The organism is Sphingomonas sp. S2M10 (assembly GCF_012650175.1).
Classification (GTDB): Bacteria; Pseudomonadota; Alphaproteobacteria; order Sphingomonadales; family Sphingomonadaceae; genus Sphingomonas.
The window spans coordinates 78,998-99,368 of the sequence record NZ_JAAILI010000067.1 but is presented as its reverse complement, the minus strand read 5'-3'; the positions used below and the strand labels follow the sequence as shown (position 1 = coordinate 99,368).

The window sequence follows — 20,371 nt, the reverse complement described above, 5'->3', positions numbered from 1 at the left end:
TTGGTTCCTTCGACTTGTTCAGGTCGAGGGAACCGTAATTATCTGGAGTGAAATCATGGAAAACCGAAGGAAACCTGCGTCTCTCGCCGCCACGCTCGACATAAACTGCGACTGCAAAGAATATGTCCTGGACTACCTCGCCCATTCCTTCCCGACCCAACTCTACGAGCCCTTCACCGACAGCGAGGGCAATATGTCGTCGCGGCCCGTCACCCGAGACGGCCAGCCGGTCGAAAGCCGCGAGGCCGTCGCCCGGCGCGACGAGTTGATCGCCCATCTCGCCAGCCTGCCGCCGGTTCCCGGCGCGCTGGATCAGGTGATCCAGCATTTCGGCACGGATACCGTGGCCGAGGTCACGGGGCGCTCGCGGCGTATCATCCGCAAGCCGGGCAATGGCGTCACGCTGGATCGCCTCGTCGTCGAGAACCGTGCCGGTTCCGCCAACCTCGCCGAGACGCAGGCCTTCATGGACGATAGCAAGCGCGCACTGGTGTTCTCGGACGCCGGCGGCACCGGCCGGTCCTACCACGCCGAACTGTCGGCGCGGAACACCCGGCTGCGCGTCCATTACCTGCTTGAAGCCGGATGGAAAGCGGACACGGCCATTCAGGGCCTTGGCCGCACCCACCGGACCAATCAGGCGCAACCGCCGCTGTTCCGGCCGATCTCGACCAACGTGAAAGCCGAGAAGCGCTTCCTCTCGACCATTGCCCGCCGCCTCGACACGCTGGGCGCAATCACCCGCGGCCAGCGCCAGACCGGCGGTCAGGGCCTGTTCCGGCCCGAGGACAATCTGGAATCGCACTACGCGCGCGACGCTCTGCGCCAGCTCTATCTCCTGCTGGTGCGCGGCAAGGTCGAGGGTTGCAGCCTCGACCGTTTCGAGGCGGCGACCGGGTTGAAGCTGATGGACTCAAACGGGATCAAGGACGATCTTCCCGGCATCACGACCTTTCTGAACCGAATGCTGGCGCTCACCATCGAGCTTCAGGGCATCCTCTTCACCGCCTTCGAGCAGCTTCTGTCGGCGAAGATCGAGGGCGCCATCGCGTCCGGCACCTATGACGCTGGGCTGGAGACGCTGACGGCCGAGAGCTTCATCGTCACCGACCGCCAGACGATCTACACCCACCCGCGCACCGGCGCAGAAACCCGCCTGCTGACCATCACCGAACGCAAGCGCAACCATCCGGTCACGCTGGCCGAGGCGCTGTCGTATCTCGACGATCCGCGTGCCGTCCTGCTGGTCAATGATCGGTCGGGCCGCGCCGCTGTGCAGGTGCCCACCACCAGCGTCATGCTCGACGATGGCGAGATCGAGCGCCGGGTCCGGCTGATCCGGCCGATGGAAGGACAGAATATCCCGGTCAAGGCCATGCCGGAAACCCGCTGGGTCGAGGCCGACCGGGATGCCTTCGCATCGGCCTGGAATGCCGAGGTGGCGGATGTGCCGGAGTTCTCCGACGCCACCCTGCATATGGTGACCGGCCTGCTGCTGCCGATCTGGAAGAGGCTCCCGACCGACAGCACCCACGTCTATCGGCTTCAGACCGATGCCGGTGAACGGATCATCGGCCGCCGTGTCTCGCCCGCCTGGGTCGCCCATGCGACCGTGACCGGCACGACCACTCTTTCGCCCGAAGATGCCTTCACGGCGCTGATGGACGGCCGCACCATCCTCGATCTTGCCGAAGGCCTCCAGCTTCGCAGGGTCCGGGTCATGGGCGCGCTGCGCATCGAACTCTCGGGTTTCACCGACACGATGCGCGAACGCCTGACCGCATACGGGCTTTTCCACGAGATCATCTCGTGGAAGCTCAGGATGTTCGTGCCGGTCGATACCTCCGGCCCCGCCGCTCTCGCCCGGCTCTTCGACCGCTGGCCGGTCGAACGCATCGGCGAGCGGGAGGCCGCATGATGCAGCCCCACTCCGCACCGGATCTGGCACACCGTCTCGGCCGGGAGGCCGAGGCGGTATGCCGCGAATATCTCTCCTCCGGCAAGCGCGCTGGCAATTATTGGCTGGTCGGGGATCTCCAGAACAATCCCGGCCGCTCTCTCTATGTGCGCTTGCGGGATTCTGCCAAAGGCCCCGCCGGGAAATGGACCGACAGCGCCACCGGCGAGCATGGCGATCTGCTCGACATCATCCGCCAGACACTTGGCCTCGCCGACTTCAAGGACGTGGCCGAGGAAGCGCGCCGGTTCCTGTCGCTCCCGCATCCCGAACCGGAAAAAACCAGAACACCCACCAGCCGGGTACCGGGCATGGCGGTCGGTTCGCCTGAAGCGTCTCGGCGGCTCTTCGCCATGTCGAAGCCGCTCCCCGGCACGCTTGCGGCGCTCTACCTCGGCGGGCGGGCGATCACGTCGCTCGAGGGCATCACCGCTCTGCGCTACCATTCCCGGTGCTATTATCGGCCTGACGAGCATTCGCCGACCGAGATCTGGCCGGCGATGGTCGCATCCGTCACCGACCTTGACGGACGACAGACCGGCGCGCACCGCACCTGGCTCGCCCGCGACGGTTCCGGCAAGGCGTCTGTCGAAACACCGAGGCGCGCAATGGGTGACCTTCTCGGCCACGGCGTCCGCTTCGGTGCCGCCGGTGAGGTTCTCGCCGCCGGAGAAGGTATCGAAACAGTCCTGTCGCCCCGTCAGGTTCTGCCCCACATGCCGATGCTGGCGGCGCTTTCGGCCGCTCACCTCGCAGCCATCCTGTTTCCGGCAACGCTGCGCCGTCTCTATGTCGTCCGGGACCGCGACCCGGCCGGGGACGGTGCAAGAGACAGCCTGATTGCCAGAGCAGCGAGCCTCGGGATCGAGGCGATGTCACTCACGCCGGTCGATGGCGATTTCAACGACGATCTTCGACGCTACGGCACCGATGCCCTCCGGGCGGCCCTGAAGGACCAGCTTCATCCTGAAGACGTCCGCCGGTTTCTGGAGGTATGAGGACATGCCCGGCAAGGGGATGGGCCTGATCCGCGTCTCTTCACCTGCCGTCTCCGCCCGTCACCGGAAGCATCCTTCCTTGTCGGAAAAGCCGGCGCCCACGGCCTTCTGAGAGGGCGATCGGCTCACAGCCCGGCCGGTCGGGCAATGGCGGCGGCCGACTAATTTCCGCCGGCGGGGAGCCACCCCACGCGACAGGTCGCGTGGGGTGGCTCCCCGCCTTTGCAGCGCGAAACAAATTAGCCGGCCTTGGCCATCAAGGCCCTCGCGGGAGCGCGAGGGCTGCCAGACCGTCCCGGCCGTGAGCTTCGACGCCTGCGAAGGCCGCGATGGGCGCGGTCTCCAGACAAAGGACGCTCCCGATGACGCACGAAGACGATACCGCAGGTTTCGAGCCGGTCCATACCTCATCCCCTACCGATCACATCCTCACCGAACTCCAGCTTTACGGCTGGCGTCCGTTTCAGGACGAACCCGATCCGCGGCCGCTGCCGGAGGGCAACATCGTCGCCACCGCCGTCGCAGACATCTTCGACGCCCTCGTCTCGACGCTTGCCGACACCCGCCTTGAACCCGATCTCGAAGATCTGCTCTGGGGGGCTGCCAACCTCTTCCACCGTGCCGCCAACCGAGTGGAACGCGATCTCGACTTCAACGAGCAGGCGCAGCGCCGCCTTCAGCGGGAACAGGATGGCAGCGAGGTCAAGAGCGTCGAACTCGAACGCCTCACGGCAGAGGGCCAGACCCTGATCGAACGGCGCAACGCGATGGAACTGTTTCGCGACCTCTCCGCCGACGCCTTCGAGCACCACACCGGCAGCGCCTGGCGGCCGCGCAGCGGCTCGATGGTCAACCATCGCAACCTCACCTCGGCGATGATCGACAGCCGCGACTTCCTTGCCGCGAAACGCCGGGCCGAGACCGAGGTGCTGCTGCCCGCCGGTCCCAGGGTCGCCGTCACCGGCGGCGCCGACTTCAACGATCACCACCTGATCTGGGCGAAGCTCGATCAGGTCCATGCAAAGCATCCCGAGATGGTGCTTCTACACGGCGGCACACCGAAGGGCGCCGAACTGATCGCCTCCCGCTGGGCAGATTCCCGCAAAGTGCCGCAGGTCGCCTTCAAGCCCGATTGGACGAAGCACGCCAAGGCCGCGCCCTTCAAGCGCAACGATGCCATGCTCGACACCCTTCCCATCGGGGTCATGGTCTTCCCCGGCTCCGGGATACAGGAACAGTTCGCTCGCCGGGCGAATGAACTCGGCATTCCCGTCATGAAGTTCGACGGCGGCGCGTAAAGCGCCGCCGTCCGGCGGCTGCTTCAGCCGCCTTTACTTGACGCAGGTCCGTATTCGGGGTCAAATAAGTCATCCTTGCAGAACCGGCGAAGCAGCATAGTCGCAGGCGGAGCCCATCTCCCGGCAGCCTGTCGTGATCCTCAACCGTTCATGCGGAGGCTGCCATGACGCTGATCCTGCTTGCCATCTCCCTGTCGATCGCGCTTTGCGTCATCGCCTATCATTTCGCCATATACGCCTTGCCATTCATGGTCGGGCTCACGGCATTCCAGTATGTCTACGGTGCCGACGCCGGATTGCTGATGTCCGGTCTCGCCGCCATCGGCGCGGCGCTTCTTTCGGTCGCGCTGGTCATTGCCGTTCTCGGCTTTGCCCGGAACCCGGCCCTGCGGCTTGTCGCGCTGACCGCCTTCGCCATTCCCGCCGCCGTCGCCGGATATGCGCTCGTTTATGGCGTCACCAAGAATGCCACGGACTCGGCGATCCTGCTCAACCTGCTCGGAGGCATGGGCGGTTTCATCATCGGTGCCGCCGCGATGGTGAACCTCAACGCACTCGGAACCGCCGTCTTTTCGCGCTGACGCTTCGCCACGGACCGCTCCCATGAGGCAATCCGGTGGCTCGCGCCACCGGGCTCCGGGCATCCCGCACAAGGCGGAACAGTCGGGTCATCGGTAAATCCGCGCCGTCATTTTCGGTCTGCTTCGCCCGGCAAGGAAGTCAGTCATCGAGCGAATATCCCGCAGTTGCTCAATCTCACCCACCACGCCAGCCCATTCCATCGTGGGAATCAGGCCACACACCGGAACCTTCATCCCCGTTTAGGCAATTCGCCGGATCGCACCTTCGCCCATCGAGGCGGATGCGGGCCATTCGCCCTGAACCCGGTAGCTGTCCTCTTCTCTTTCCGGCCGACCTTGCCTGTCCGAGCGGAAACGCGAGGCTGCCGGTGACGGTGTTCTCACGAGGCGCCGGCATAGGTGGGCAGGTTCCACGAGCCTGTCAGGACATTGTTGCCAGCGATGACGAAGGTTCCGCTGTGCGTCCCCGGTTCATGCTCTCAGAGGCACCAATCCCTCCGACTGACTGATCCCCTAAGCCCGTTCGGTTTCCGACCGCAACCCCCGCGGCTCCGGACCGTGTTGGCGCAAGCGCCGGCCCGCACCACTCCGGGCCTTGGGGGCGAGCTGCCGTGAAGGCGGCAGTTGCTGGCGTCTCCCGACGGACTTGGCCGGGTCTCGTCGGAGGGATGGTCCCTCCGAGGAGCAACGGAGACTTACAATGCAGAACATCGTCATTCTCGCCGGCAACATCGGCCAGGCCCCCGAAACCCGCACCACCATGGGCGGCACCGCGATCACCCACTTCACCCTGGCCACCTCGCGCCCCCGCTACTCGGAAGGCCGGATCGTCCGCGACGAGAAGGGCTACCGGGTCCAGGACACCGAATGGCACCGGATCACCGCCTTCAACGGTCTCGGCAAGTCGATCCAGCAATATTGCGAAACGGGGATGAAGGTCCTGGTGCGCGGCCGCATCCACTACACGAAATGGACCGACGCCGCCGGGGTCGACCGCTACGGCTGCGAGATCATTGCCGAGACGGTGGACTTCCTGAGCCGGGCGAAGCAGACCGAAAACGACGACGGCAAGTTCATCGACGACGGCGACATCCCGTTCTGAGCGGGATGCCTGGAGCCCGGCGGCGCGAGCCGCCGGGTTTTCATGCTCGCGGAAGATCTCCGCGCCAGCCGAGAAAGATCTCCATCGGTTGCTGTGAGCGGAAGCGAGGAGCGCGGCCCCGATGGGGCCGCGAACTTTCTGCTCTCTGACGTCCGATCATCACCCCCATCGATGGCGGCAGCCCCGACTACTGGCGCAAGCGCAAGCACGCCTTCCGGCTCATCCGCGAGGCCGAGCTTGCCGCGAAACGCCTCGCCGAAGCCCCAATGTATCTGCATGGCGGCTACGACGAGGATGGCGACGTCGTCCCGGTTGAAAACCTCGGCCCCCATGATGAGCTGGAGGACGCGATCCGGGCCGTCGAAGCCGATGAGGCGGCGATGAGCATTCTCGCCGCGCAGGGGCGCGGCAGCCGTTGGTGGATTGGCACCAACTGAGCCTCCGGCGAGAGGCGGCTTTCGCCGCCTCTCGCCACCGCACCGTCGCAAGCAGCGGCGGTCGAATCGATCGACCGCCGCTGCTGATGAAAGGGGGGCGATCCCCCCTCTCAACACTCTCCCCATGAAGGAAGGGGCAAGCCCCCTCCTTCAAACATCCACCCCCAAGGGAAGGAGGCGACGGTTCCCTCGCCCTCCTTCCCAAACCCATCCTCCTCTCCCTGGTCCGATGGACGCATTCACGCATCACACCGAACCGAATCAGTTCGGCCGGAGCTATCGAAAAACCAGCATCTGAAACCACTTCCAACTGGCATCCGACGCAAAGAACGACTAAAATAGCCGTAGTTCTAGCATACGCTTTGGTCGGTCTGGGAGGTGATCATGTATGATCACCGCCCGACAATCTCGGGCCGCGCGCGCGTTGCTTGGCTGGACGCAGGAGACGCTCGCTGACAAGGCCCAGGTATCACTGACCGCGCTCAAGCGCCTCGAATCGGCAAGCGATCTCGAGGTCTATGAGACGACGCGCGATCAGGTTCGCAGGGCGCTTGAGGCAGCCGGCATCGTTCTCCTGTTAACGGATCGCGGAATTGGGGTGCTGCTTGTCGATGAGCGAGGCGAAAATCGGAAATCCTGATCGGCTTTCGGCCGGAAACGCCAGAAGCAAAGAGTTCGGCACCGGAGGCCATTCGTCAAAGTGTCCCGTTCGCATGGTATCCAGACCGAAACATGGGGCAGAGCTGTGATCGACGCTTTCGAGGATGAAGCACCATCCGGTCAGGAGCTGACCGAATACGACAAATCCCACGTCAAGCTCTACATGCGGCTGCTCGACGCCGCCGCCGATGGTGCCGATTGGCGCGAAGCGGTCGAAGTGCTGTTCGGGGTCAACCCGAACCATGAACCGGATCGTGCCCGCCTCATCCATGACAGCCATCTCGCCCGCGCCCGCTGGATGACCCATACCGGCTATAGGCACCTGCTGCGGGAACCCCGCAACTGATTGTCAAGCAAAGGCTATCGCCGGTTTCGTGCTGCCATTGCGGCACCGGGCGATGCCGCACGCCGGACTTCCATCAACCTGCAAATGTGCGGTTTCATGTCAACTCGCCTATGCGGCATCTTGAAGGAGCTGACGCATGAGACCCGATGTATCGCGTTGGCGGGACCGTGACAGTTACGATTTCTTCGATATGCTGCCCGTTGAAGGTCTCGCCTGGGAATGCCTGCGCCGCCACGAACCCTATCAGGGCCAGTATCGGGCGCTCGTGACCGCAAACACCCACACCCTGCCGTTTCCGCAGGAAGTCCAACGCCGCTGGGGTCTTCGATTTCCCGGCCCGCCCCGGCCTGTCCGCCCTGGCGCAGAGCGTTTTCTGGTCCCCGGCCGCAGTTCCGGCGGTCCTGACCCTCATGCGACTTCCCGATATTCTCGCGGCTGGCCCATATATGCCACTTACGGGTATCGGCGTCAGGCGCGATAGTCCCGAAGGCAGCTACGCCCTTCATGTCGGCGACGCCACCATACAGGTCTTGTTTCTTCCCGGCGCCGATCCCGCCGGCCCGCTGGTCGCCCTGATCCCCATTGATGCCGATATGCTCGACCGGATCGAGGCGCTCACCCGCTTCTGGCGAAGCCTCTATGGCCGCAAGGTGCCCGCCGACACCCGCATGACCGTCCAGCAGCGCCGCCGCCTGCGCCTGATGATCCAAGCCGCGGATGGCCGGATGAGCGGCGCCAGCTACCGCGAGATCGGCACGGTCATATATGGTGCGGCGCGTGTCGCTGCCGAGCCGTGGAAGACCTCCCCGCTGCGCGACGCGGTGATCAACCTCGTCGAAGGCGGCCTGGCCGCCATCGGCGGCGGGTATCTCCAGCTTCTGCGCCATCGCCGCAAATCCTGACCGCTTTGCGCAATGCGGGGGTGGGAATCTTTGCCCCCCCAAAGTTCCCCATCCCCCTCGCAGCCCTTCCTCCGCCACCGTGGTCGCCGTCCGCCGCTGAACCGCAGCGGCCACCCGCAACCCCACGGAGGCCCGATCCATGCGACCCGATCTCGCCGTTCTGCCGCCACGCTTCTTGCGCACCAAGGAAGCCGCAGATTTTCTCAGCCTGTCCGCCAGGACGCTTGAGAAGCACAGGACTTACGGAACCGGCCCCTCATACCGCAAGCTCGGCGGCCGGGTGGTCTACTCGGTCGACGATCTCGAAGCCTGGGCCGCGCTCGGCGCTGTCACATCCACCTCCGACCCGCGCGGACAGGTGCTGCCGGCAAAGCGCCAGCCACTTCCCGTCCGCGGGCCGTCCGGCCGCTTCGCGCGCTGACCGCGATCGCAGTCCTTCATGGTGGTGCGTCGTCGATCCCCTTCGGAGCGCGAACAGCTCGATCTGTTTCGGGCGCTCCCCGGTGACTTCGCGCCAAGAGATGCGCAGGATCTCATGGCCTATCCCTTCTTCTCCCTTTCCAAGACCCATCGCGTCGCACCGATCGACTTTTCCGCCGGTAACGTGACGATTCGGGTCGAGGCCGTGCCCGATCACGGCATGGCGACCATATGGGACGCCGACATCCTGATCTGGGCGGCCAGCCAGATCGTCGAAGCGCGCGATGCTGGTTTGCGCACCTCCCGTCTGATGGCCACCACGCCCTACGAAATCCTCAAATTCGTCGGCCGCGGCACTTCGCTCCGGGACTATCAGCGCCTGAAGGCGGCCCTCGACCGGCTGCAATCGACGACCGTATCGACGACGATCCGCCAGCCGGCCGAGGGCCGTCGGCATCGTTTCTCCTGGATCAACGAATGGAAGGAACGCACGGATCGCGCCGGCCGCCCCGATGGAATCGAGATGATCGTGCCGGACTGGTTCTATCAGGCCGTGCTCGACGACGCGCTCGTCCTGACCATCGACCGGGCCTACTTCGATCTCACGGGCGGCCTCGACCGCTGGCTCTACCGGATCGTCCGCAAGCACGGCGGCCGCCAGCGCGACGGCTGGCGCTTCGATCTTCGCCACCTCCATCAGAAATCCGGCAGCCTCTCTCCCTTTCGTCGCTTCGTCTTTGAGCTGCGCGACATCATCCGTCGCCAGCCGTTGCCCGGCTACACGCTGTTCATGGAAATCGAGGCCGGCGGCCAGATGCTGCTCGCCTTCGCGCCCTGTGGACAAGCTGTGGACGGCCTCGTGCTATCGGGAACGCGAACTATCGTGCCATCAGGAACGCCGGTATCGTGCTATCGGGAACGGAAACAGGGGTTAACCCACGACAGCAAAAGCGAAAATCGCGCCCTTAACTTAGAGTCTAACACAGAATCTAACCTTGAAGAGCGCGCGCGCGATGTGGAAAACCTCATCCGCGATACCGCGCGAAGCCTCAGCATAGCCGCGAAGAGAAGCGGAAGCACCCCTGCCTCCCACCGGATCGGAAAGCCGCACGAGCCGGATTCGCCAGAGCTGCCCCTCGATGATCGTTCGGGAGACGCCCGATGATCGTCGCGCTTCTCAACCAGAAGGGCGGCGTCGGCAAGACGACGCTGGCCTTGAATCTCGCCGGCGAATGGGCGCGTCGGGGAAGCCGCGTCACCCTGATCGACGCCGATCCGCAAGGCTCCGCCCTCGACTGGTCCGAGCAGCGTTCGCGCGAGGGCCTCCCGCACCTGTTCGGCACTGTCGGCCTCGCCCGCGATACGCTGCATCGGGAGGCCCCGGAACTGGCCCGCGATGCCGATCATATCGTCATCGACGGGCCGCCCCGTGTCGCCGGCCTCATGCGCTCCGCGCTTCTCGCCGCCGATCTGGTGCTGATCCCGGTGCAGCCCTCGCCGCTGGACGGCTGGGCCTCGGCCGAGATGCTCGCGCTTCTGCACGAAGCGCGCATCTACCGGCCCGGCCTCGCCGCGCGGTTCATCCTGAACCGTTGTGGCGCCCGCACTGTCATCGCTCGTGAAACCGCCGAAACGCTGGCCGACCACGATCCTCCGCTTCTCGGCAGCACCGTCGGCCAGCGCGTCGTCTTCGCCGACGCCGCGCAATCCGGTCGGCTTGCCTTCGAGATCGACCACCACAGCCGGGCCGCCGATGAAATCGCCACGCTCGCCGCCGAAATCGACCGGCTGCGCATCGAGAGGATCGCCCCATGACGATCCTCACCGGCGATTGCCGCGATCTGATGCCTGGCTTCGGCCCCTTTGACCTGATCCTCGCCGATCCGCCCTATGGCGATACATCGCTTGCCTGGGATCGCCGCGTCGACGGCTGGCTGCCGCTCGCCCGCGCCGCGTTGCGGCCGACCGGCTCGCTCTGGGTCTTCGGCTCGCTGCGCTGCTTCATGGCAACCGCCGATCAGTTCGCCGACGCGGGCCTGCGGCTGGCGCAGGAGGTGGTCTGGGAGAAGCAGAACGGCTCCAGCTTTCATGCCGACCGCTTCAAGCGGGTGCATGAACTGGCCGTCCAGTTCTATCCCGCCGAGACGCCTTGGCGCGAAATCTACAACGAGGTCCAGACCACGCCGGATGCGACCGCCCGCAGCGTCCGGCGCAAGCAGCGGCCGCCGCATACCGGCCGGATCGACGCCGGCCACTACGTGAGCCAGGACGGCGGGCCGCGCCTCATGCGCTCGGTCATCTACGCTCGCAACTGCCACGGAAGGGCAATCCATCCGACCGAGAAACCCGCCGGACTGCTCGAAATCCTGATCCGCACAAGCTGCCCAGCGGGCGGCCTGGTCGGCGACTGGTTCGCCGGATCGGGCGCCGCCGGCGAAGCCTGCCGGCTCGCAGGCCGCCGCTATCTCGGCTGCGAGATCGATGCCGCAACCGCGGAGCGCGCTCGCACGCGGCTCGCGGCCGTGCTGCCATTCCATGCAGGAGGCACGGCATGAACGCGCGTGGCGACAAGCGCGGCTTCGCGTCCCGCCCCGGCGATGCCGAAAGCTGGATCAGGGCAGCCGATGCGCCGCCCGGCCGGAAGGACGGCGCCGCCACCTTCACGGCCCGGCTGACCATCGACATCACGCCCGAGCTGCGCGGCCGCATCAAGGTCGCCGCCTTCCAGCGCGGCGTGACCGTCGCCGACATGCTGCGCGACCTGCTCGCGCAGGAATTTCCACCCCCGAACGGAGAACGACCATGACCGGCCAGCCGACGCGCCGCATGGGCGGCCGTCCGCTGCCGGACGAGCCCCCGCCCTTCATCACCCTGGTCGAACTGACCTTCCAGAAGCAGAAGATCGAGCACTGGATCAGGTTCGGCCACAAGACCTACGAACATATCCTCGACCGCCGCCGCAGCATCGTCGGCTTCGCGCCCGGCAGCATCTTCGCCTTCGTTCGCTGGGCGGCCAGCGATTTCGGCACGATCCTTTCGCGCATCGACATCGTGCGCGCGGTTCGTCGCGGCGAGCCGTTCCAGACGCTGCCGTTCGTCCGCCCCGGCGGCGACATCCTCCTGCGCATCGACGGCTGGCCGAGGGTTCAGCGCGCGCTCGCGGCGATCGACGCCGTGGACGCGCTCGGCCTCGATCCCGCAGACGCCTCGCCGGATCACTGGCGGCATGTCCACAACCGGCTGGCCACCGGTCTGGAACCGAACATCTACACGCCAGAGCGCCATGCGGCCTGGCTCCGGCGCCGGAGGATCGCCCCATGACGCCCGCCGGATACTTCTGGGTGACGTATCTCACCACGCTCACCATCGGCGGCCTGTCGCTGCTCGACATCACGCCGCGGCTGATCTGGAACGCAAGCGCCAGCGCACCCGTCGGCTTCTACACCGTTGCGTCGGAAACCACCTACATCGTGCCCGATCTCGTCGCGGTCATGCCGCCCGAACCGCTGGAGCGGTTCATGGCCGAACGCGGCTATATCGGACGCGGCGTTCCGCTCCTCAAGCGCGTCCTCGGCCTGCCGGGGCAACAAGTCTGCCGCAATGCGCGCACGATCACGGTGGACGGCGTGGAGATGGGCGCAGCGCTGGACTACGACCGGCGCGGCCGCGACCTGCCCGTCTGGCAGGGCTGCAGGATCATCGCAGACAACGAAATCTTCCTGATGAACTGGGAGGTCCGCGACAGCCTTGACGGCCGCTATTTCGGCCCCATCCCCGCAAGTTCCGTCATCGGCCGGGCGCTGCCGCTCTGGACCGATGAGGAAGGCGACGGCAGCTTCGAATGGCGCGCGCCGACGCATTGACACGTCCCTCAACCCGCAATCAAGGAGGTTCCCATGGCCAATATCGGTGCATTCCAGAAGACCAGGACCGGCTATTCCGGCCGCATCCGCACCCTCGTCATCGACGCCGAAGTCGTGCTCGTCGCCACCAGGAAATCCGACACGGAAAACGCGCCGGACTTCCGCATCCTTGTCGGCGGCGAGAACGGCACCGAAGTCGGCGCGGCATGGAAGGAGACCGGCGAGAAGGCGGGCGACTATCTCTCCTTCCAGCTCGACGACCCGACGCTTGCGCATCCGATCCGCGCCAATCTGTTCCAGTCCGAGGACGACGAAACCGCATGGTCGCTGCACTGGAGCCGCCCGAAGCCACGCCATGAGCGGGACTGACGCCATGCGGTATCGCGTCATCCCGGCGCTTCTGTTCGCCGCCTTGCTGTCGCTCGGTAGCGGATCGGCCGTCGCGCAATCGCCGCCCGGCATCGGCTCGACCGCTGCCGATCCCTATGCCGGGTTCGTTGCCGAGGCGTCGCGGCGCTTCGGCATTCCCGAGCATTGGATTCGCGCCGTCCTGCACGCCGAGAGCGCGGGCGACGTGCGCGCGATCTCGCCCGCCGGCGCGCTAGGCTTGATGCAGGTAATGCCCGATACCTGGGCAATGCTGCGCATCCGCCACGGTTTCGGGCGTGATCCCTACGATCCACGCGACAACATTCACGCCGGCACCGCCTACCTGCGCGAGATGTGGGACCGCTACGGCAATGTGGCGGCGATGCTCGCCGCCTACAATGCCGGTCCCGCGCGCTATGACGAGTATCTCGCCTCCGGTCGTGCTCTGCCTGCGGAAACTCGCGCCTATATCGCCGCCCTCGCCCCCCTTATCGGCGGCGAGGTTCCCGCCGAAATCCTGACGCCGCGGCCATCGGACTGGCGCGAGGCTCCGCTGTTCGCCACGCGCTCGGCCGACACGCGGGCTACCGCCACGCTGTCGCCCGATGCGCAATCCGGCGACATCCACCCGGCCGCCCCAGTGGGCAATGACGCCAATGCGGAGCCGCGGGACAGCGGCATTTTCGTGGCCCGCGCAAACGACGGAGGAGCGCAATGAGGATCGCGTTCCCCCGCGCGGCAGCGGCCGTTTCGGTGTGCAGGTGGCAAGCGTCGGGCTTGGATGAAGGACCGGCTGGAGAGGCGGAAAAGGCGGTAAGAAAGGAGGGCAAGATTAAAGAAGACGGCACCATCCGGCGCCGCTTCCTGAAATTGTCCTTGTCTGCACACTGGTTAGCGGGGCCGCGCGCGGCACCGTGGTTTTGGACCCCGCGTGCCGCGATTTCTCGCAAAGCCTTGGCTTTGTTGGGTTTCGTCCGGCACTATAGGCCGAAATCGGCCAGTTTCGGGCGTTTCCGCCCAGGAATGCGCCGATGAGCGCTGACGACGAAAACCGCTTCCGGCCGAAGCCCGGCCGCGTCCGATCCGGCGGCGCGAAGGCGGGCAAGGCCAGGAGCTTTCTCACCCAGGTCAAGAAGATCACCCGCCAGCATCAGGCCGCCGCATCCCGCGCCCCGTCCATGCCGTCGTCCACCAAGCCGTCGTCGTCGCTCACGCGCCCGTCCTCGCCGGGCAGCTCTCGCCCTATCGTCGCCAGCGGCAAGGGCGTGAAGCGCGGCCGAGGCGCGAGCTTCGTGCGCGCCCGCAACATCTCTGGCCAATGGCATCATCGCCAGCCCGGGAGCCGCCGCGTCATCGTCAAGCAGCGCAGCGTCCGGGCCGCCGGAAAGGATGGCCGTGCCCGTGCCCATCTGCGCTATGTCCAGCGCGACGGCACATCGCATGACGGCGACCGTGGCCAGCTCTATTCCGCCCATGACGACCGCGCCGATGGCGACGCCTTCCTTGAGCGCGGCCTGGACGACCGCCACCAGTTCCGGTTCATCGTCTCGCCCGAGGACGCCGCCGAGATGACCGATCTGACCGACTATACGCGCAATCTCATGCGGCAGGTGGAAGCCGACCTTGGCACCCGGCTCGATTGGGTCGCCGTCAATCACTACAATACCGGCCATCCCCATGTGCATGTCATCGTCAACGGCCGCGACGACACCGGCGCGGATCTGGTCGTCAATGGCGACTATCTCGCCAACGGCCTGCGCGAGCGCGCCAGCGAGTTTGCCAGCCTCGAACTCGGTCCCGTCACCGAGATCGAATTGACCCGAAAGCTCACAGACGAGATCGACCACGATCGCTTCACCCACATTGACCGGGCGATGACCGAGGAAGCCGATGACCGCTCCCTCGACCTGCGCCACGAGCCTGCCGCACCCCGACGGCAGTTCGAGCGGACGCTACGCCTGCGCCGCCTCGCCAAGCTGGAGAAGATGGGGCTGGCGACCGAGCACGCGCCCGGCGTCTGGGAGTTGAGCAAGGACATGGAGCCGACCCTGCGCGCGCTGGGCGAGCGCGGTGACATCATCCGCACCATGCAAAAGGCGCTCGGACCGGACAGCGCCGGACGCGATCCGATGAGCTTCCATATCCACGAGGCCATGCCGGCAGCGCCCATCGTCGGCCGCGTCGTGGACAAGCACCTGTCCGACGAGCTGGGCGAGAATCTGACCGTGATATTGGACGGGACCGACGGCCGCACGCACCATATCTCCGGTATCGCCCCCGAACGGCTTGAGGATGCCCGCATCGGCAGCATCATCGAAATCGGCCCTGCCGAGGTGACGGCTCGGCCTTCCGACCGCACGATCGCAGCCATCGCCGAGGGCGGCATCTATCGGCCGAGCCGTCATCTGGAACAGGCGAAGTTCGAGGGCCGCGTGCCGGAAGGCGACTATGACGGGTTTGTCGATGCCCATGTCCGACGGCTGGAGGCGCTGCGTCGCGCCGGGATCGTCGAACGGATCGACGCGGACCAATGGCGCATCCCCGAGGATTTCGAGAGCCGTGCCGCCGCATACGATGCGGGCCGGAACCGGCAGGCGACCATCCGCGTCATCTCGACCTTCGATCTGGAGAAGCAGATCAGCGGCGACGGGGCGACCTGGCTCGACCGGCGGCTGCTCCATGCCGAGGTTGCCGATCTCGCGCCCACCGGCTTCGGTCAGCAGGTGCGCGAGGCGATGGATCAGCGCCGAGAGCATCACATCGAACAGGGCGATGCCACACGCCAGCGCGACGGCCGGGTCATCTATCGGCGCAACCTTCTCGCCACCCTGCGCGAGCGGGAGGTTGCCCGCGTCGGCGCCGAGATAGCGGAGAACAAGGGCCTGCCGTTCCGCACGGCCGCGGACGGCGAGAATATCAGCGGCAGATTCACCGGCACCGTGCAGCTATCGAGCGGCAAATTCGCCCTGGTCGAGAAATCGCACGAGTTCACCCTTGTCCCCTGGCGGCCGGTCATCGACCGCCAGCTCGGTCGCGAGGTCATGGGTGTCGTGCAGGGCGGATCGGTGTCGTGGCAGTTGGGACGGTCTCGCGGGATCTCGCTCTGACCGAACTGTCCTATTCGCGCGAAGCAGTATCCGGCAGCCCTTCGACGTCATGTTTCCTGTTGCCTGTCCCGGAAATGCCTACTCTCTGATCGGCTCCGTCTCTTTTGCCGACTGGAGCCCGTATGCGCGGAGGCCGAATCCTTTGGGGTCAGATCACCGTGGTCTTCACCATCGTTCTGGTGATGACCTGGGCGGCGACGCAATGGGTGGGGTTCCGTCTCGGCTTTCAGCTGCAGCTCGGCGACCCATGGTTCGAACTGGCCGGTTGGCCGATCCACTATCCGCCCGCCTTCTTCTGGTGGTGGTTCTCTTTCGACGCCTACGCGCCCGCGATCTTCATGGAGGGCGCGGCCATCGCCACGTCTGGCGGTATCCTCGCCATAGCGGCCGCAATCCTCATGTCGATCATCCGGGCGCGCGAAGCCCGCAACGTCGCCACCTACGGCTCGGCACGATGGGCCGAGGACAGGGAAATCCACGGCGCCGGACTGCTCGGTCCCGATGGCGTCGTGCTCGGCCGCTATGATCGCGACTACCTGCGCCATGACGGTCCGGAGCATGTGCTGTGTTTTGCGCCCACCAGGTCGGGCAAAGGCATCGGCCTGGTGGTGCCGACGCTGCTGACCTGGCCCGGCTCGGCCATCGTTCACGACATCAAGGGCGAAAATTGGGGCCTGACCGCAGGTTTTCGCGCCCGGCACGGTCGGGTGCTGCTGTTCGATCCGACCAATGCGAAGTCGTCGGCCTATAATCCGTTGCTGGAGGTGCGGCGGGGCGAATGGGAAGTCCGCGACGTGCAGAACATCGCGGACATCCTGGTCGATCCCGAAGGCAGTCTCGACAAGCGCAACCATTGGGAAAAGACCTCACACAGCCTTCTGGTCGGCGCGATCCTGCATGTTCTCTATGCGGAGAAGGACAAGACCTTGGCGGGCGTCGCCAACTTCCTGTCCGATCCCCGCCGCCCGGTCGAGGCGACCTTGCGCGCGATGATGGACACGCCGCATCTGGGCGAGGCCGGAGTTCATCCCGTCATCGCCTCGTCGGCGCGCGAGCTGCTGAACAAGAGCGAGAACGAGCGGTCGGGCGTGCTCTCTACCGCCATGTCGTTCCTGGGCTTGTATCGTGATCCGGTCGTGGCGCGCGTCACGTCGCGCTGCGACTGGCGCATTGCCGATCTGGTCGGCAGCCGCAAGCCAGTCACGCTCTACCTCGTCGTGCCGCCGAGCGACATCAACCGCACCAAGCCGCTGATCCGGCTCATCCTCAACCAGATCGGCCGCAGGCTCACCGAGGATCTGTCCACTACAGCCGAGCGCCATCGCCTGCTGCTGATGCTGGACGAATTTCCCGCGCTCGGCAGATTGGATTTCTTCGAATCCGCCTTGGCATTCATGGCCGGCTACGGCCTCAAATCTTTCCTGATTGCCCAGAGCCTCAACCAGATCGAAAAGGCTTACAGCGCGAACAACTCGATCCTCGACAACTGCCATGTGCGCGTCGCCTTCGCCACCAACGACGAACGCACGGCCAAGAGGGTGAGCGACGCGCTCGGCACCGCGACCGAGATGCGCGACTCCACCAACTATGCCGGCCATCGGCTTGCGCCCTGGCTCGGACATCTGATGGTGTCGCGGCAGGAAACTGCGCGGCCGCTGCTGACTCCCGGAGAGATCATGCAGCTCCCGCCCACAGACGAAATCGTCATGGTCGCCGGGACGGCGCCGATCCGGGCGAAGAAGGCACGCTATTTCGAGGACGCGCGGTTTCGGGAACGCATCCTGCCGCCGCCCGACCTGGCCGCCATGTCGGCTATCGCCCCGGCTCCGTCAGCCGACGACTGGACGAGCCTCGTGATCGCAGCAGCAAGCCGGTCAGCAGCGAACGCCGCCAGCGGAGTCGGTGACGATCCCGACAATGCCGGCATCCGCCGTGAGCCGGAATTGCCAGAGCATGAGGAAATCATCCCCTCGCCGCCCTCCCCCGCACAAGAGTTCGACATGCTGGACGACGAGCCGGACGTGGACGCGGCGAAAGCCCGCGCAATGCGCCAGCGGATGCGGATGGTCGCACGGCAAGCGTCGATGAATCCGGCCGACGACATCGAGCTTTGAGGAGCCGCCATGACAACCCGCACCCGCATGAACGTCTATTTCGACCCCGCGCTGCTCACTCAGGTCGAAACCCTGGCGCTGCGTCGGAAAGTGTCGAAATCCGCCATCATCGAGGCGGCGGTCGCATCCTTCCTGTCCGGCGATTCCGCAGAGCAGCTTGAAGCCGCCATGTCCCGCCGCCTCGACAGGCTCGGCCGCAGGATCGACAGCCTGGACGAAGATCTCGCCATCCTCGGCGAAATGCTCTCCTTGTTCGTCCAGTTCTGGCTGACCATCACCCCGCCGATGTCGGAAACCGCGCAAGCCGTCGCCCGGGCCAAAGGAACAGAGCGGTTCGAGGGCTTCATGCAGACACTCGGCCGACGGCTGGCCACCGGCGACCGGCTGCTTAAGGAACTGTCCCGCGACATCGAATCGCCGCCCCCCGTTTCCGACCCGTCGGACCCGCCTGAGAACTGAGTGGAAAAACGCGATCCATCCTATTTGCCGCCGATGCCCGCCGATGCCCGCACGCGCGTAAATACTTGTTGATTCGGCCCAATTTCGGTCTCTCTTAATCGACCCCGATGCGGGGACTGCCTGGTGCGCCCCGCGATAAATCGGGGCCGCCATGACTGCACATCACCAGAAATCGGAGGCGATCGCACGCGGCGCGCGGATGCTGCGCACCGCGCTCGGTCCTTCCATCGCCCGGTTTCTGGAAGACCCGGCCGTCATCGAAGTGATGTTGAACCCGGACGGCCGCATCTGGATAGACCGGCTCTCCGAAGGTCTGGCCGATACGGGCGAGTTGCTGTCACCCGCCGATGGCGAGCGGATCGTCCGACTGGTCGCCCATCATGTCGGCGCCGAGGTTCATGCCCGCTCCCCGCGCGTCTCGGCCGAATTGCCGGAAAGTGGGGAGCGGTTCGAGGGCCTGCTGCCGCCGGTGGTCGCAGGCCCGACCTTCGCCATCCGCAAGCCGGCGGTCGCCGTGTTCACGCTCGACGACTATGTGGCCGCCGGCATCATGTCCACAGAGCAGGCGGCAACGCTGCGCGAGGCCGTCACGGTGCGCGCCAACATCCTCGTCGCCGGAGGCACCAGCACCGGCAAGACCACGCTGACCAACGCGCTGCTCGCCGAGGTGGCGAAGACGCAGGATCGCGTCGTCATCATCGAGGACACCCGCGAGCTGCAATGTGCCGCGCCGAACCTCGTCGCCATGCGGACGAAGGACGGCGTTGCCACCCTGTCCGATCTGGTCCGGTCCAGCCTTCGTCTACGTCCCGACCGTATCCCCATCGGCGAGGTGCGCGGCGCGGAAGCCCTCGACCTGCTCAAAGCCTGGGGCACCGGACACCCCGGCGGCATCGGCACCATCCATGCCGGTTCCGGCATCGGCGCGCTGCGCCGCCTCGAACAGCTCATCCAGGAAGCCGTCGTCACCGTCCCGCGCGCGCTGATCGCCGAGACCATCGACCTGGTGGCCGTGCTTGCCGGGCGCGGTTCCGCGCGTCGGCTGGCTGAACTTGCCCGCGTCGACGGGCTGGGGCCGGACGGGGACTACCGCATCACGCATCCCATCACCTTGGCAACCACCCCGAAAGGAAATCCCGAATGATCCGTCACGCCTTGCGCCTGCGCCGTCACATCGCGACGGCCGCCGCCTTCACCTATGTCAGCCTGTTCATGGCACCGGCCGCCCATGCGTCCGGTTCATCGATGCCCTGGGAAGCGCCGCTTCAAAGCATCCTTGAGTCGATCGAGGGGCCGGTCGCCAAGATCGTCGCCGTCATCGTCATCATCGCCACCGGCCTGGCGCTCGCGTTCGGCGACACGTCGGGTGGCTTCCGTCGCCTGATCCAGATCGTGTTCGGCCTGTCGATTGCGTTCGCGGCGTCGAGCTTCTTCCTGTCGTTCTTCTCGTTCGGCGGCGGGGCGCTCGTCTGATGGCGGGCGGCCTCGAACAACTCGACGCGGTGCCGGGCTTCACCATCCCGGTCCATCGGGCGCTGACCGAGCATATCCTGCTCGGCGGCGCTCCGCGCGCCATCGCCATCATGAACGGGACGCTGGCCGGGGCCGTGGGCCTCGGCCTGCGCCTCTGGCTGGTGGGCCTCGCCATATGGGCCATCGGCCACTTCGCCGCCGTCTGGGCGGCCAAGCGCGATCCGCTCTTTGTCGAGGTGGGCCGCAGGCATCTGCGCATTCCCGGTCATCTGTCGGTGTGAGGGC

The 20,371-nt window shown here is 66.0% G+C and carries 25 protein-coding genes; 24 read left to right on the top strand and 1 reads right to left on the bottom strand.

The annotated features are described in order from the left end of the window. From S2M10_RS16965 to S2M10_RS16950, 4 genes are all read left to right on the top strand, one after another. Positions 1-1,918, top strand: a 1,918-nt coding sequence (locus S2M10_RS16965; protein WP_247650870.1) for a strawberry notch C-terminal domain-containing protein, incomplete at its 5' end; no start/stop codon positions are given. Further along, the gene (locus S2M10_RS16960) at positions 1,918-2,955 is read left to right on the top strand and encodes a toprim domain-containing protein (protein WP_168847120.1); all 1,038 of its coding nucleotides are present in this window, start codon (positions 1,918-1,920) and stop codon (positions 2,953-2,955) included. The genes S2M10_RS16965 and S2M10_RS16960, both read left to right, overlap by 1 nt. 362 nt (positions 2,956-3,317) lie before the next feature. Then, positions 3,318-4,253 carry a DUF2493 domain-containing protein gene (locus S2M10_RS16955; protein WP_168847119.1) on the top strand — a complete coding sequence of 312 codons (936 nt, stop codon included), beginning with the start codon at positions 3,318-3,320 and terminating at the stop codon, positions 4,251-4,253. 164 nt (positions 4,254-4,417) lie between these two features. After that, on the top strand, positions 4,418-4,834 hold the full coding sequence (locus S2M10_RS16950) for a hypothetical protein (RefSeq protein ID WP_168847104.1): 417 nt from the start codon (positions 4,418-4,420) through the stop codon (positions 4,832-4,834). An 87-nt stretch (positions 4,835-4,921) separates the two neighbouring features. On the opposite strand, the gene S2M10_RS22445 is transcribed toward S2M10_RS16950, so the two are convergent. Then, the gene (locus S2M10_RS22445; protein WP_211091102.1) at positions 4,922-5,068 is read right to left on the bottom strand and encodes a hypothetical protein; all 147 of its coding nucleotides are present in this window, start codon (positions 5,066-5,068) and stop codon (positions 4,922-4,924) included. Between the two features lie 466 nt (positions 5,069-5,534). Here S2M10_RS22445 and S2M10_RS16945 point away from each other — a divergent pair, with 466 nt between their 5' ends. From S2M10_RS16945 to S2M10_RS16850, 20 genes are all read left to right on the top strand, one after another. After that, positions 5,535-5,936 (top strand): single-stranded DNA-binding protein, encoded by a 402-nt coding sequence (locus S2M10_RS16945; protein ID WP_168847103.1) that lies wholly within the window; start codon positions 5,535-5,537, stop codon positions 5,934-5,936. Positions 5,937-6,202: 266 nt separating this feature from the next. Further along, positions 6,203-6,373 (top strand): hypothetical protein, encoded by a 171-nt coding sequence (locus S2M10_RS22440; protein WP_211091101.1) that lies wholly within the window; start codon positions 6,203-6,205, stop codon positions 6,371-6,373. Between the two features lie 388 nt (positions 6,374-6,761). Further along, positions 6,762-7,013 carry a helix-turn-helix domain-containing protein gene (locus S2M10_RS16935; RefSeq protein WP_168847102.1) on the top strand — a complete coding sequence of 84 codons (252 nt, stop codon included), beginning with the start codon at positions 6,762-6,764 and terminating at the stop codon, positions 7,011-7,013. A gap of 105 nt (positions 7,014-7,118) precedes the next feature. Then, the gene (locus tag S2M10_RS16930) at positions 7,119-7,379 is read left to right on the top strand and encodes a DUF2285 domain-containing protein (protein ID WP_168847101.1); all 261 of its coding nucleotides are present in this window, start codon (positions 7,119-7,121) and stop codon (positions 7,377-7,379) included. A gap of 446 nt (positions 7,380-7,825) precedes the next feature. Next, complete coding sequence (locus S2M10_RS16925) at positions 7,826-8,281, top strand: DUF2285 domain-containing protein (RefSeq protein WP_247650869.1); 456 nt, start codon at positions 7,826-7,828, stop codon at positions 8,279-8,281. A gap of 139 nt (positions 8,282-8,420) precedes the next feature. Continuing rightward, positions 8,421-8,702 (top strand): helix-turn-helix domain-containing protein, encoded by a 282-nt coding sequence (locus tag S2M10_RS16920; RefSeq protein WP_168847100.1) that lies wholly within the window; start codon positions 8,421-8,423, stop codon positions 8,700-8,702. Positions 8,703-8,720: 18 nt separating this feature from the next. Continuing rightward, on the top strand, positions 8,721-9,866 hold the full coding sequence (locus S2M10_RS16915; RefSeq protein ID WP_168847099.1) for a replication initiator protein A: 1,146 nt from the start codon (positions 8,721-8,723) through the stop codon (positions 9,864-9,866). Beyond that, positions 9,863-10,516 carry a ParA family partition ATPase gene (gene parA / locus S2M10_RS16910; protein WP_168847098.1) on the top strand — a complete coding sequence of 218 codons (654 nt, stop codon included), beginning with the start codon at positions 9,863-9,865 and terminating at the stop codon, positions 10,514-10,516. The genes S2M10_RS16915 and parA overlap by 4 nt, the downstream gene beginning before the upstream one ends. Further along, positions 10,513-11,256, top strand: a complete 744-nt coding sequence (locus S2M10_RS16905; RefSeq protein ID WP_168847097.1) for a site-specific DNA-methyltransferase — start codon at positions 10,513-10,515, stop codon at positions 11,254-11,256. Before parA ends, S2M10_RS16905 begins: the two co-directional genes overlap by 4 nt. Then, the gene (locus S2M10_RS16900) at positions 11,253-11,507 is read left to right on the top strand and encodes a hypothetical protein (protein WP_168847096.1); all 255 of its coding nucleotides are present in this window, start codon (positions 11,253-11,255) and stop codon (positions 11,505-11,507) included. Before S2M10_RS16905 ends, S2M10_RS16900 begins: the two co-directional genes overlap by 4 nt. Positions 11,508-11,527: 20 nt before the next feature. Beyond that, positions 11,528-12,022 carry a DUF2840 domain-containing protein gene (locus tag S2M10_RS16895; RefSeq protein WP_247650874.1) on the top strand — a complete coding sequence of 165 codons (495 nt, stop codon included), beginning with the start codon at positions 11,528-11,530 and terminating at the stop codon, positions 12,020-12,022. Beyond that, positions 12,019-12,564, top strand: a complete 546-nt coding sequence (locus S2M10_RS16890; RefSeq protein ID WP_168847094.1) for a S26 family signal peptidase — start codon at positions 12,019-12,021, stop codon at positions 12,562-12,564. The genes S2M10_RS16895 and S2M10_RS16890 overlap by 4 nt, the downstream gene beginning before the upstream one ends. Positions 12,565-12,597: 33 nt before the next feature. Continuing rightward, positions 12,598-12,933: a DUF736 domain-containing protein gene (locus S2M10_RS16885; RefSeq protein ID WP_168847093.1), complete on the top strand. Its 336-nt coding sequence runs from the start codon at positions 12,598-12,600 to the stop codon at positions 12,931-12,933. Positions 12,934-12,937: 4 nt separating this feature from the next. Next, the gene (locus tag S2M10_RS16880) at positions 12,938-13,651 is read left to right on the top strand and encodes a lytic transglycosylase domain-containing protein (RefSeq protein ID WP_168847116.1); all 714 of its coding nucleotides are present in this window, start codon (positions 12,938-12,940) and stop codon (positions 13,649-13,651) included. Between the two features lie 313 nt (positions 13,652-13,964). Next, positions 13,965-16,040 (top strand): DUF3363 domain-containing protein, encoded by a 2,076-nt coding sequence (locus S2M10_RS23145; protein WP_348770623.1) that lies wholly within the window; start codon positions 13,965-13,967, stop codon positions 16,038-16,040. 122 nt (positions 16,041-16,162) lie between these two features. Next, positions 16,163-18,154, top strand: coding sequence for a conjugal transfer protein TraG (locus S2M10_RS16870; RefSeq protein ID WP_168847092.1), 1,992 nt, complete (start codon positions 16,163-16,165; stop codon positions 18,152-18,154). Between the two features lie 9 nt (positions 18,155-18,163). Continuing rightward, entirely contained in the window at positions 18,164-18,613 is a 450-nt protein-coding gene (locus tag S2M10_RS16865) for a CopG family transcriptional regulator (RefSeq protein ID WP_168847091.1), read from the top strand. A gap of 151 nt (positions 18,614-18,764) precedes the next feature. Continuing rightward, complete coding sequence (gene trbB, locus S2M10_RS16860) at positions 18,765-19,757, top strand: P-type conjugative transfer ATPase TrbB (protein ID WP_168847090.1); 993 nt, start codon at positions 18,765-18,767, stop codon at positions 19,755-19,757. Next, positions 19,754-20,086: a TrbC/VirB2 family protein gene (locus S2M10_RS16855; RefSeq protein ID WP_168847089.1), complete on the top strand. Its 333-nt coding sequence runs from the start codon at positions 19,754-19,756 to the stop codon at positions 20,084-20,086. The genes trbB and S2M10_RS16855 overlap by 4 nt, the downstream gene beginning before the upstream one ends. After that, positions 20,086-20,367: a VirB3 family type IV secretion system protein gene (locus S2M10_RS16850; protein ID WP_168847088.1), complete on the top strand. Its 282-nt coding sequence runs from the start codon at positions 20,086-20,088 to the stop codon at positions 20,365-20,367. Before S2M10_RS16855 ends, S2M10_RS16850 begins: the two co-directional genes overlap by 1 nt. Positions 20,368-20,371 lie beyond the last annotated feature (4 nt).